Source organism: Pedobacter aquae (assembly GCF_008195825.1).
Lineage (GTDB): Bacteria > Bacteroidota > Bacteroidia > Sphingobacteriales > Sphingobacteriaceae > Pseudopedobacter > Pseudopedobacter aquae.
Genome location: NZ_CP043329.1, coordinates 1,291,261 through 1,304,105 on the forward strand (window position 1 = coordinate 1,291,261; position 12,845 = coordinate 1,304,105).

Consider the following 12,845-nt stretch of genomic DNA (forward strand, 5'->3'; position numbering starts at 1 on the left):
CAATTGTATTTTTTCTTTGGGGATTTTATAGTGGATATAAAACTAATATGAAAAAAGCGAAAAGAAATTTTAAAATTAATGATTAAACTACTACAAAATATACCACATAAATTAGCTAGAGTAACTTCTGGTAGAAAGCTCATAAGTGAAATTGATGGATTAAGATTTATAGCCATAGTACCTGTGATGATACAACACATGGCAGAGCGGTTTGAGCGAAATACAACTATCAAATTTAGCACTTCATTAGAAGATGATTATAGTAGTTTTTTAGCTTCAAGAGGTTTTTTAGGCGTTTTTATCTTCTTCGTGATTAGTGGTTTTATTTTGGCCTTACCCTTTGCATCTTATCATTTAAAAAACACAAAAAAAGTTAGTCTTAAGGAATATTTTTGGAGAAGAATAACCCGATTAGAACCACCTTATATCTTTTGGATGACGGTATTCTTCATTGTATTTATCGTTTATCATCAACAAAGTTTTTTAGCTTATTTACCACATTATTTAGCTAATATTACCTATACGCATTCTTTAATTTATCAAGATTGGTCGCCGTTTAACCCCCCTACCTGGACATTAGAGATAGAAATACAGTTTTATATATTAGCACCTTTTATGGCTTTAGCTTTATTTGCTATTAAAAATAAAATCTGGAGGAGAATAGCTATTATAAGCTTTACTGCTATTATAATGGGTTTACAACAATATTTCAAATTTTACCTTGCTCCTACTAGCTTAACTATTCTAGCTCATTTGCACTACTTTTTAATAGGTTTTCTTTTAGCTGATATTTATTTATGCGATTGGAATCATATCAAAAGAAATATCGGTTATGATATTCTTGGGCTACTTTCTATCATCTTACTCATAACTTTTTGGAGTTGGGATTTTGAATTATCGAATAGAATAATTGTTGTTTTAGCCTTGTTTTTCTTCTTCTACGCTGCGTTTAAAGGCATCTATATCAATAAATTTATTTGCAATAAATGGATTATGGCTATTGGCGGTATGTGTTATACCATTTACTTGGTTCACTTACCTATATCAGAGTTTATCATTAAATTCACCAAACATATTTATATTACCGATAGCTATTTTATAAATTTAGCTATTCAATTATTGATATTTTTACCGGTAACTATTTGTTTAAGCGCAATTTTTTTCTTGTTATTTGAGAAACCCTTTATGGATAAAAATTGGCTGCAAAATTTTCGCTCTAAACTTAAAAATTTATGATAAGTGGCAAAGACATCGTCATTGTAGGGCAACAAGCTTGGGATGTTGAAATTGGCAGCAATTGTAAAAATATTGCCCTCGAGTTTGCTCAGGATAACCGTGTTTTATACGTCAACAGCCCAATTAAAAGAAAAGAGTTTCTTAAAAAGAATCCCGATGAGAAATTACAATTCAGAAAGCGTGTTATAAAAAAAGAAGTCTCGGGTTTAGTGGAAATAGACCATCATTTTTGGAATCTATTTCCTGATTGTTATAGCGAATCTGTTCATTGGCTACCAGATAATTTTATTTTTGATATGGTAAACAAAATCAACAATAAGCGCTATGCTAAAACAATAAAAAAAGCACTTAAAGAATTAGGCTTTAAAGATATTATCTTGTTTAATGATAACGATTTACATGATAGCTTCCACCTTAAAGAGCTATTAAAGCCAAAGCTTAGCATTTATTATTCTAGAGATTACATTTTAGCTACCGAATATTGGAATAAACATGGTAAAAAGCTTGAACCTTTATTAATAGCAAAAAGTGATTTAGTTGTTTCAAATTCTCTTTATTTAACCAATTATTGCAAGCAATACAATCCATCTTCATACTACGTTGGTCAAGGTTGTGATTTTGATTTATTTCTTCATCCAGAAAGTATCCCTAAAGCTGAGGAACTTAAAGACATCAAAACTCCTATTATTGGTTATGTAGGCGCTATCACAAGTTCTAGATTAGATATAGAAATTATGCAAAAAATAGCTTTAGATAAACCAGAATGGACAATCGCTTTAGTAGGAAATGAAGATGATGCTTTCCAGAAAAGTAATCTTCATCAACAAGACAATGTTTTATTCTTGGGCTCTAAAAAGGTTGATGAATTAGCTAAATATATTAATAGCTTTGATGTTTGTATCAATCCACAGTTGCTAAATCAATTAACCATTGGTAATTACCCACGTAAAATTGATGAGTATTTAGCATTAGGAAAACCTGTGGTAGCAACCCAAACAGAAGCTATGGAAGTTTTTAAAGATTATGTGTTTTTAGCAAAAGATAAAGAAGAATATACCACTCTCATTGAACAGGCATTATTAACAAATACACAGCAAATTGCTCAACAAAGAATAGCATTTGCTCTGACACACACATGGAAAAATTCTGTAAAAGAAATTTACAAAGCCATTAGTACAAAATTAAAAAGTTAATGATATGTCCGTTTTAGAAAGAATAAAATCCGATCCATTTTTAAAAAAAATAGCTTTATGGTTGTTAATCCCACGAAATAGATATAGCCCAAGATTATGGGTGAAGCTTTTTCTAAATCCGTTTAAGCATCATAAAGGAAAAGGTACTATCATTAGAAGACGAAGCAGGTTAGATGTTTTTCCTTTTAAAGCATTTAATGTTGGAAAAAATGCTTTGATAGAAGATTTTACTGTTATTAATAATGCTGTTGGTGATGTAAATATTGGTAACGATGTTGTTGTTGGTTTATCAAACGTTATTATAGGACCTGTTAATATAGGGAACAATACAATTATTGCTCAACATGTGGTTATTTCTGCTTTAAATCATCAGTATGAAGATATTCATGTAGCACCTAAAAATCAGAAAATACTTACTAAACTGGTTGATATTGGTGATGATGCTTGGATAGGTGCTAATTGCGTAATCACGGCTGGAGTTAAAATAGGAAAACATTGTATTATAGGTGCTGGTAGCGTGGTAACTAAAAATATTGATGATTATAGCGTTGCCGTTGGTAATCCGGCGGTAGTGGTAAAAAGATATAATTGGGAAACTAAAAGCTGGGAGAAAGTAGTTTAATGAGCTTCTCTAAGTGAATCTATTTCTTTTAATAAATTAGCACTTTTTATTTCATCAAATTTTCTGGCAAAGAAATCTTTAGACTGCTTTAAACTTTCTAAATCTGATAGTTCAAGAGTTTTAGGGCTATCATTTCCTTCAGACCAATCAATATACCTTAAGTTGTTATTTACTATTTGATCTTTATAGATAGAATTGTATAAAATGGTTTGGAAAAAAAACTCATCGCAGCCCCATGTTAACCTAAAATATTTGATATAAGCAGGATGATTTTCTACATACTGCATCATGTATTTAAGATGTACCATATTTACTGTAAACCATTGTGAGCGCCCAACAGGCTCTAAACCGTAAGGTAATTTCCTTTTAGGTAAAAGAAAGTTTAAAACAGATGCTATTTTAAATTTTCCAACGAAGTCAAAATCATCGAAATGATATTCAAATATTCTGGAATGTACATCAGGCCAATCGGTTTTTATAAACCAATAATGCATGAAAGAAAAATCTTTATTTTGTTCAAGAAAATTATGAAAACTAGAGGTGCTTCTTAAAGGATAATCTTGACCGCTTAATAGGTTCACAAAATCAAAATCTACAGGAAAACTTAAAATTTCATTAAAGCCATTTAAGGTAGCTTTAACCATGCTGTAAGTCCCCCATTTCACATCAACTCTATCTTTAATAAAAACTACCCTATCAGATTTAAATGGTGATTTAAAAGCGTTTAAATCTGCTTTAAGATCTAAATGGATAAAAAAATACGCTTCCGGATGCTCTAAACTACTTACCAATCTTTGTAGTTGTTTAGGGCTTTGATGAGTTAAAATTAAATGCGCTATTTTCATAACCTAACCCTAAACTTTTAAACTCTTATTAAAAATCAATTTAATTTCATTCAAACTAGTCACCCAAATATCCAAAAAACTAAAATTTAGATATTTCTTTAATGAATAGTAACCAAAAGCTATCCCTACAGAAAAAGTAAAGAAACTGGCTAAAGCAACTCCAATAATAGAATTTAAAGTATAAATCCCTATAACATCAAAAATAATATTCACTACTAACATCAAAATCACTTTTATGAAATTGAGCGAGGGTTTATTGATAATATCTAAGGTAACTCCTAAAAATCTATCTAATGGATATAAAATCGTAAATGACATTAAAATCTGATACGTAAAAACAGCATCAGTAGTTATATATTTTTCTCCTCCTATTAAAGAAACAGCAAGGTGTGCCAATAAAACTGCTATAATTGATACGGGTAACAAGCCAAAAGTTAGCAAACCCATATACTTGTTCATGATATGAGTTAAATCTTTTAATTTATTTTGATTAAAAGCGTTGGACATGGCAGGCATTGCAGTCGCCATAAAACTTCTTAGCGGAATCTCGATAATTTCCATTAGCCTTAAAGGGATACTGTACATGGCCACAGCAGCCGGACCTAAGAAAAACATGATGATAAAATTATCAGAACTTCTTAATAAATAAGAGCTCACCATACTGCCAACACTGTATTTACCAAAATGGAATAATTCTTTTACATTTTCTTGAGTTCTTGAAAACCAATATTGTATACCCGACCATTTTTTAAGGATAGTAAATAAGCTGGTCATACTTAACGCGATTAAATTGGCTATTAAGACCGAGTTTAGATTTAAATTTTCAGTATAAATTAAGGCTAAAACAAATAAAATCAATAAAATCTGGTTGATAAGTCTTAAAAGTAACAACCTGTCAAACCTTTGGTCGGCTTGTAAAATCCAAGTGCTAACGTTATAAGGTAGAGACATTAAAAAAGTTATCCCAAACCATTTAACGGCAGTTTGAAAATCTGGATTAGCATCATTTAATAAAGATAAAACGACATATAAAATCAAATTGATACCAAGGAATAAAAGCGTTAAAATAACTGCTATATACCAGGTAGCACCTAAAATTATTTTAGCTTTAGCATGCGCTACCCCAGAGTAAAATTTAATGAGAGCTGTTTGCAAAAAGCCAGATCTAAAACCATCTATTAGCGTAAAAATAGTTTGGAAAAACACCCAACTACCCATTTGTACCAAACTTAAATTTCTAAAAAGTATAGCAACTGTAAGCATTGCTAATACTGCCATAGATCCATTCCCGGCTAATGACAAAAAATGCTTATTATTTACTTTTTGGATAATCGTTTGGATAAAAGCCATTCTAGTTTAAAGTTAAGCTAGCACAAAACACATTGGTTTTATCCTCTTTGTTATATTGATAAATAAATTCTTCTGAGGCTCTTATGACAATCTCAAAACCAAAATGTTCTGGTATTAAATTGATATTTTCCTGCTGTTTATCATCTCTTAAAATAAACTGAAAACTATCTCTATGAAGCTCTATAAAAGCATAATTTAAAAGGATATCATGAGAAAGAATTAAATCACCGATTTTAAATTTTGGAGCTTTATCTATTTTTTTCAGACGCAAAATAGGCTTATCTAGCTCTGCTTGTATGATATTTACCTCATCAGTAACATGTTTAATAGCGTTGGTACAATATTCAATTAAAATAAGTTTAATGTTAGATAAAAGTTTAGCATTGGGCTGAATGTGTTGAGTAAGTAACTCAACAAATGCCTTAATAAAGCTATTGATATCCTCTGGTTTTTGAGGAGCTTCTGCTTGAATAATGATAGGTAAAGCTAAACTCATTAAAAAATATTTGAAGCTTCTACAACATCATCTTTTATTTCGAAAACTTTATCTAAACGGGTTAATTCAAACAAGTTTTTAATATCTGTATTTAATTCTACCAGAACCAATTTGCCCTGAAGCGGGATAAGATGCTTCAATACGGCAACTACAGCGCCTAAAAAAGAACTATCCAAATAATCTACCTGCTTAAATGATAGTATTAATTGATGATTTCCTTTTTCTATTTCTTGAAAAACAAGCTCTTTAAACTGGTCTGATTTTGAGAAGTTTGCCTCAGCCTCTTCTATGTTTATGATAAGCGCTTTATCGGTTTTTACTGTACTAATTTTCATAGCTTTAAATTATTATTTTCTTTTGATGATGATAAAACTGCAATCATCTATTTGTGAAACCTCTTTATTAAACAAAATTTCTTTGATTTCTTCTGTTGACTTTCCTGAAACTTTTAAATCGTACAATCTTTTTTTAAGTAGATTGATATCGGATTTTTTAACCGCATTAACTTCAAAATCTATCATCCCATCAGAAACTAAATAAGCTTCTTCTCCCACTTCAAAATTAATATCTTGTTCAGAAAAAGTACTATTCTCTAAAAATCCTAGTAAAATACCGTCTGATTGATGAGACGAAAGTTCATCATGTTGATGAGAGAATTTTAATAGAGGTAAATCTCCGGCTCCGGCGTAGGTAATTTTGGCTTCCTCATCATCAACCAAAACCATACTTAGGGTAGAGAAAATATCTTTTAAAAACTCATCAGCATAAATAACCTTATTAATCTTGCTCAGAATCTCTTTCAATGATAGATTTTCATCAAGTACACATATCCTCACTGCTGATCTGATGTAACTTAAAAAACTAAAAGAGAAAAACCAAGCACCCCACTTCTTCCCCATCACATCGCCCAAAATCAAGACCGTATAACGCTCGTTAATTTTAATAAAATCTATAAAATCTCCACCCGGATGATTTTGATAAGATTGGTTGAAATAGTGTATTTCGAAATGCTTTAAGATGGGTGCTTTAGCTGGTATATTACTTAAATTAAGCTTTTTAGCAATGTTTTTAATTTCAGATAATGATTTCTGGTAATGCTCATGTACCGTATTCATCAAGTTATTAATTTTTGCTAATAACTGGCTTGGAGGTATATTTTTAGGGATATAATCTAAGGCTTGTAAGTCTAAACCTTTTTGTACCAAATCTTCCTGATTAAAAGATGTTAAAAACAAAAAAGGAACATTTTTTAAAGCATCGTTTTTTAAGAGTTTTTCTCTAAAAACAAAACCATTAGCCTCAGGCATTTCATAGTCAGAAATAATCAAATCTGGAATTTGATGTTTCAAAACAAGCTCGGCCTCTTGTACAGAAGTCACAGAAATACACTGATATCCATCAGATTTCAGTAATCTTTCCATGATTTTCAGTTGTAAAACTTCGTCGTCTACTAAGAGTATTTTATTATTCAAGCTGCTTTGTTATTTGTTAAATTTAAAAAAAGATTTAATGACGATATAAACTCCGGTAGCAATAATTAAAAGCGAAATTAAATCCATCAGCGTAACACCATCATCTGGGTTAAACCAAAAAATGGTAAACATCTCAAAAGAATGTGGCGTAGGCAAAATAATCATGGCAAATCCTAAGGTGATCATTAAAAAGCCTATTAACATCTTAACTAACCTTAATAAACCTACTTCTATTTTAATTTTACTGGCCTGTTTAGAATCTATATGGTTGTTGTTTAACAAAATTTCTAGCTGATTTAGCTTTTCAAGATTGTCTAGATTTTTCATAGAAACATCCTTGATTTCGCTAATGGCATTTTTCTGTGCTATCTTTTTATCCACAACTCGGTTAAATTTCTGCTGCATCTTTTTGATGCTATCTGTATCTAACTCGTTTTTTTCAAGCAATAAAATCAATTCATCTAACTTTGTTTCCAAACTTAAATCTTTATTTTCAAGGTCTTTAAAGGCCTTAAATTGCTCGGATATATTTTTTTCGTCAGACAAAATCTTTTATTTTGAAAGCTGTATATTTTTTGTTCTCTTTAACCAATGAGTTTAGTCTCCATCATCACTGTAAACTATAATCAGCCACAAGCTACTATAGATTTTCTAAAATCAGTTAAGGCACATTATTCAACTGCTAATTTAGAAGTTATTTTGATAGATAACGGCAGTGATGAAAATCATCATGAAACATTTCTTAAACATTACCCAGAAATAGTTTTTATACGCTCAGAAAAAAACCTTGGTTTTGCAGGTGGTAACAATTTAGGTTTACAAGTTGCCAAAGGAGATTATCTCTTTCTTTTAAATAACGATACAGAAATAATCCCAGGTTGCATAGAAACCATGATTTCTGAAATGGAACAAAACCCACAAATTGGCTTACTCTCTCCATTAATTCTTTATCATGAAGATAAAAGTCTGATACAATATGCAGGCTTCACTCCTCTTAACTATTTAACTGCTAGAAACGATTGTATAGGCCAGTTTGAAACCAACAATGGGCAATACCAAACAACAAGTAACGAGACTGGTTTTTGCCACGGTGCCGCTGTGATGTGCCGTAAAATCGATTTACAAAAAGCCGGGAAAATGGATGAAAATTATTTCTTGTATTACGAAGAATTAGATTGGTGCGAGAAGTTTAAAAGATTGGGCAAAAAAATATGGTTCACCGGAAAAACGCATATTTACCATAAAGAATCGGTAAGTGTTGGCAAAGAGAGCGCATTAAAAACCTTTTTCTCTGTAAGAAATAGGATGCTCTTCATCAGAAAAAATACTAGCTCTTTAAACACTTTTGCTTTTAGTATTTATTATTGTAGCATTGCCTGCCCTAGAATGATGCTTCAATACCTTTTAAAAGGCAGAAAAGATTTAATAAAATGGGTTTTAAAAGGTGTTTTATGGAATTTTTCTAATTCAATTGACAGTAAGAACTTGGGCTTTAAAATCAAAAATTCATGATAGCTTTTTTCTGGTTTTCTTTATTTGTGGTGTTTTATGCTTTCCTAGGCTATGGAATTTTACTTTTTATATTGATAAAGCTTAAGAGAATTTTCAAACCTAAAAAGGATATCAAAAACCTGGTGGATAGCCATTTACCTAGTACAACTTTATTAATAGCTGCTTTTAATGAGGAAGATTTTATAGAAGAAAAAATTCAGAACTGTTTGGCTATAGACTATCCAAAAGATAAGTTTCAGATTTTGTTTATCACAGATGGCTCATCAGACCAAACGCCGCAAATTATTAGCCAGTATAAAGATATAGAACTGCTTCACCAAGACAACAGAGCGGGTAAAATGGCGGCTATTAAAAGAGCTATATCACATATTAGAGGAGAAATTACCGTTTTCACGGATGCTAATACTTTCTTAAATTCTGAGGCTATAAAAGAGCTTGTAAAACATTACCAAATAGCTAAAGTTGGTGCTGTGGCTGGCGAAAAACGCATTATGGTTGATGAAAAAGCTGATGCTAGTGCTGCTGGAGAAGGTTTTTATTGGAAATATGAATCGGCTTTAAAAAAATGGGATTACGAGCTTTATTCTAGCATTGGCGCAGCCGGAGAGCTTTTCAGTATCAGAACTGCTTTATACCAACCTGTAGAAAGTGATACCATTATTGACGACCATATGATAGCCATGCGTATTGCAGAGCAAGGTTATATTATTGCTTATGAACCAAAGGCTTATGCTATTGAAACCGCATCTGAAAACTCCGCAGAAGAACTTAAAAGAAAAATTAGAATTGTAGCTGGCGGAATACAATCTATTTTTAGGTTAAAAAAGGCGGCTAATCCTTTTAAAAATCCTATTTTAACTTTTCAATACATCAGTCATAAAGTATTAAGATGGGCCGTTACACCAGCTTTAATGTTGGTAGCTTTTATTTTAAACTGTTCAATTGTTTATCAATATCCAGATTTACTTCTGTATCAAACTATATTGATGCTACAAATATTTTTTTATGTAGCATCAGCTTTAGGTTGGTTATTAGAGCAAAAAAAGTTGAAAATCACGCTGTTTTTATCCCTTATTATTTTTGTTTAATGAACTATGCAGCTTTAGCAGGTACTATCAGATATTTCAAAGGACAGCAATCTGCTGCATGGGAAAAATCTAAAAGAAAAGCAGCTTAACACTCTTCTATACCGTTTTTCACACTATAAACTTCCTTATCAGGATATTGGTCTTTAATAAGTTTTACTGCTATTTTACTTTTATTACCATAATTACAGCAGCAAACAATTTTATCCTCTCCTGCTAATACATGCAATTGCTGAGGTAAAAGATTTAAAGGAATATTGGTACCTCCTTTATTAAAATCTTCAAACTCCCACTCCTCTCTTATGTCTAATAAATAATAATTCCCTAGTTGATCTAAATCGTTAAATTCAATTTCTGTAGCCACGTTTTTATCTATTTTTAATGGTCTTTTTTTTATTTTTGGTTTAGGTTGTGCAAGTTGATAAATCTTAAAATCATTCTCTAAAGTATCATAAACCAACAATTTACCCAATAAAGTTTCACCAATATCGCAAATAAACTTGATAGCTTCATTAGCCATGATCAAACCTATTAAACCCGGTAGAATTCCTAAAACACCAATTTCGGCACAATTGGGTACTGTACTTTCATCTGGAGCTTCTGGGTAAACATCACGATAAGTATTTGCAGTTTCGGGATGAAAAATAGCAACCTGACCTTCGAATTTAAAAATAGAACCAAATACCCATGGTTTCTTTAAGCTAACACAAACATCATTAACCAAATACCTAGTTTTAAAATTGTCAGAACCATCAATTATTAAATCATAGTTTTGGATAATTTCTGAAGCATTTTCATCACTTAACTTAAAGGAATAAGAATCAGTATTAACTAAAGGATTTAACAAAGACAATTTTTCTTTGGCAACTAAAGCTTTGTTTTTACCAATATCTAAATGGTTATATAAAATTTGACGATGGAGATTACTTTCATCAACCAGATCATGGTCAATAACACCAATATGTCCTACTCCTGCCGCAGCCAGATATTGTAAAACCGGGCAACCTAAACCTCCAGCACCAACCATTAAAACTTTGGCATTTTTAAGTTTATTCTGGCCAGATAAACCTAGCTCAGGTAAAATGAGTTGTCTGTTATATCTTATCTTTTCTGCCTCGTTTAAGTCCATCTTATCATATTTAAAAGCTCAGCAATTTACAAAACTTGATCCCAATCTTTCCAAACAACCTCATATCCGCTGTTTTTTATCATTTGGGCAATTTCTTGCGGACTGCGTTCATCGCTGATTTCAAACTGTTCTAAAGATTCTGGCGCTACGGTATAGCCGCCTGGGTTGGTTTTACTTCCGGCACTTATAGAGGTAATTCCCATTTTAATGATATGATTTCTAAAAGAAGTTGATTCTCTGGTAGATATAGATAGCTCTACTTCCTCATTAAAAATCCTGTAAGCACAAATTAATTGGGCCAATTCTCTATCATTCATGGCTACTTTTGGTTCTAAACCACCGCTAAAAGGTCTCAATCGCGGAAACGATAAGCTGTATTTTGTTTGCCAATAGGTTTTTTCTAGATATTGCAAATGCAAGGCTGTAAAAAAGCAATCTGTACGCCAATCTTCCAAGCCAATTAAAACACCTAAACCCATTTTATGGATTCCGGCTCTTCCCAACCTATCAGGTGTTGCTAAACGATATTCAAAATTTGATTTTTTCCCTTTCGGGTGATGTTTTTTATAATCCTCCTGATGATAAGTTTCTTGATAAACCAAAACAGTATTTAAGCCTAGCGGGATTAAAGCTTCATAATCTTCTTGGTCTAAAGGCTGTACTTCCATAGATATGTGTGAGAAATGAGGTCTTATTAAATCTAAAACCTTTTTAAAATAATCTACATGTACCGTTTGGTTGGCTTCGCCTGTAACCAGCAAAACATGGTCGTATCCCATATTTTTGATAACACTCACCTCCTGCATAATCTCTATGGGGCTTAGCGTTTTCCTTTTGATTTTATTATCGAGGCTAAAACCACAATAAGTGCAAATGTTATTACACTCGTTAGATAAATAAAGTGGAATATACATTTGCAGGGTCTTACCAAAGCGCTTTTGCGTAAGCTGATGACTTAATTGTGCCATAGGCTCTAAATAAGCCGATGCTGCTGGCGAAACCAAGGCTTTAAAGTCTTCTAAACCTCTTTTCGGGTTGTGCAAAGCCTCTTCAACATCAATATGGTTTTTATTGTAGATAGATGCTTTAACATCATCCCAATGGTATTGCTTAAATATTTCTAAAAACTCAGACATCTAAAAAAGAAGTTAATGGACTACTTGCAACCGCATGGTTTACTGTTTTTGCTAATTTAGCTTCGTAGGCTTTTCTACCTGCTTCAACAGCCATTTTAAAAGCTATAGCCATCTCTACAGGGTTGCCAGCAACAGCAATAGCGGTGTTTACCAAAACAGCATCGGCACCTATCTCCATGGCTTTTGCTGCATCTGATGGCGCACCAATGCCGGCATCAATAACTACAGGGACTTTACTTTGCGAGATGATAATCTCCAAAAAATCAATAGTTTTTAGGCCTTTATTACTACCAATTGGCGAGCCTAAAGGCATTACGGCTGCTGTACCTGCATCTTCTAAGCGCTTACACAATACTGGGTCGGCATGTATGTAAGGCAATACAATGAAACCCAACTTTGCTAATTCTTCTGTAGCCAATAAAGTTTCTATAGGGTCTGGCATGAGATATTTTGGATCAGGATGTATTTCTAATTTAACCCAATTGGTTTCTAATGCTTCACGAGCCAGTTGTGCTGCATAAACCGCTTCTTTAGCATTTCTAACACCCGATGTATTGGGTAATAAATTTAAATGTGAATGATTTAAATGCTGAAGAATATCGTCTTCTTTATGCTGTAAATCAACACGTTTTAAGGCTACCGTTACCAATTCTGACTCGGATGCTAATAAAGCTTCTTCCATCAACTTGGCAGAGCCAAATTTACCAGTACCTGTAAATAAACGTGATTTAAAGGTTTTATCTGCTATTTTTAACATAGATGTTTTATA

The 12,845-nt window shown here is 32.1% G+C and carries 14 protein-coding genes; 5 read left to right on the forward strand and 9 right to left on the reverse strand.

Annotation, left to right across the window (positions count from 1 at the left end; genetic code table 11):
- Positions 1-78 precede the first annotated feature (78 nt).
- From FYC62_RS05715 to FYC62_RS05725, 3 genes are read left to right on the forward strand one after another with little or no spacing between them, the layout of a single operon-like run.
- Positions 79-1,236: an acyltransferase family protein gene (locus tag FYC62_RS05715; protein WP_149074258.1), complete on the forward strand. Its 1,158-nt coding sequence runs from the start codon at positions 79-81 to the stop codon at positions 1,234-1,236.
- Positions 1,233-2,429: a glycosyltransferase gene (locus tag FYC62_RS05720; protein ID WP_149074259.1), complete on the forward strand. Its 1,197-nt coding sequence runs from the start codon at positions 1,233-1,235 to the stop codon at positions 2,427-2,429. Before FYC62_RS05715 ends, FYC62_RS05720 begins: the two co-directional genes overlap by 4 nt.
- Before the next feature lie 4 nt (positions 2,430-2,433).
- Entirely contained in the window at positions 2,434-3,051 is a 618-nt protein-coding gene (locus tag FYC62_RS05725) for an acyltransferase (protein WP_149074260.1), read from the forward strand.
- Here FYC62_RS05725 and FYC62_RS05730 read toward each other — a convergent pair.
- The 6 genes from FYC62_RS05730 to FYC62_RS05755 are packed head-to-tail and all read right to left on the reverse strand — an operon-like array spanning position 3,048 to position 7,760.
- Positions 3,048-3,896: a beta-1,6-N-acetylglucosaminyltransferase gene (locus FYC62_RS05730; protein ID WP_149074261.1), complete on the reverse strand. Its 849-nt coding sequence runs from the start codon at positions 3,894-3,896 to the stop codon at positions 3,048-3,050. The two genes, FYC62_RS05725 and FYC62_RS05730, sit on opposite strands and share 4 nt — an antisense overlap.
- 9 nt (positions 3,897-3,905) lie before the next feature.
- Positions 3,906-5,246, reverse strand: a complete 1,341-nt coding sequence (locus FYC62_RS05735) for an oligosaccharide flippase family protein (RefSeq protein ID WP_149074262.1) — start codon at positions 5,244-5,246, stop codon at positions 3,906-3,908.
- Position 5,247: 1 nt separating this feature from the next.
- The gene (locus FYC62_RS05740) at positions 5,248-5,742 is read right to left on the reverse strand and encodes a hypothetical protein (RefSeq protein WP_149074263.1); all 495 of its coding nucleotides are present in this window, start codon (positions 5,740-5,742) and stop codon (positions 5,248-5,250) included.
- On the reverse strand, positions 5,742-6,077 hold the full coding sequence (locus tag FYC62_RS05745; protein ID WP_149074264.1) for an STAS domain-containing protein: 336 nt from the start codon (positions 6,075-6,077) through the stop codon (positions 5,742-5,744). Before FYC62_RS05745 ends, FYC62_RS05740 begins: the two co-directional genes overlap by 1 nt.
- Before the next feature lie 12 nt (positions 6,078-6,089).
- A complete protein-coding gene (locus FYC62_RS05750) occupies positions 6,090-7,214 on the reverse strand; it encodes a response regulator (protein WP_149074265.1) in 1,125 nt (374 codons plus the stop codon).
- A gap of 9 nt (positions 7,215-7,223) precedes the next feature.
- Complete coding sequence (locus tag FYC62_RS05755) at positions 7,224-7,760, reverse strand: hypothetical protein (protein ID WP_149074266.1); 537 nt, start codon at positions 7,758-7,760, stop codon at positions 7,224-7,226.
- Positions 7,761-7,805: 45 nt separating this feature from the next.
- Between FYC62_RS05755 and FYC62_RS05760 the strand changes: the two genes are divergently transcribed.
- Together FYC62_RS05760 and FYC62_RS05765 are read left to right on the forward strand one after the other, a co-directional pair.
- Positions 7,806-8,726 (forward strand): glycosyltransferase family 2 protein, encoded by a 921-nt coding sequence (locus FYC62_RS05760; protein WP_149074267.1) that lies wholly within the window; start codon positions 7,806-7,808, stop codon positions 8,724-8,726.
- On the forward strand, positions 8,723-9,814 hold the full coding sequence (locus FYC62_RS05765) for a glycosyltransferase family 2 protein (RefSeq protein ID WP_240534823.1): 1,092 nt from the start codon (positions 8,723-8,725) through the stop codon (positions 9,812-9,814). Before FYC62_RS05760 ends, FYC62_RS05765 begins: the two co-directional genes overlap by 4 nt.
- A gap of 85 nt (positions 9,815-9,899) precedes the next feature.
- Here FYC62_RS05765 and moeB read toward each other — a convergent pair whose 3' ends face one another.
- From moeB to FYC62_RS05780, 3 genes are read right to left on the reverse strand one after another with little or no spacing between them, the layout of a single operon-like run.
- Positions 9,900-10,940, reverse strand: coding sequence for a HesA/MoeB/ThiF family protein (gene moeB, locus FYC62_RS05770; protein ID WP_149074268.1), 1,041 nt, complete (start codon positions 10,938-10,940; stop codon positions 9,900-9,902).
- 26 nt (positions 10,941-10,966) lie between these two features.
- Positions 10,967-12,076 carry a 2-iminoacetate synthase ThiH gene (gene thiH / locus FYC62_RS05775; protein WP_149074269.1) on the reverse strand — a complete coding sequence of 370 codons (1,110 nt, stop codon included), beginning with the start codon at positions 12,074-12,076 and terminating at the stop codon, positions 10,967-10,969.
- Positions 12,069-12,833 carry a thiazole synthase gene (locus tag FYC62_RS05780; protein ID WP_149074270.1) on the reverse strand — a complete coding sequence of 255 codons (765 nt, stop codon included), beginning with the start codon at positions 12,831-12,833 and terminating at the stop codon, positions 12,069-12,071. Before FYC62_RS05780 ends, thiH begins: the two co-directional genes overlap by 8 nt.
- Positions 12,834-12,845: the final 12 nt, after the last annotated feature.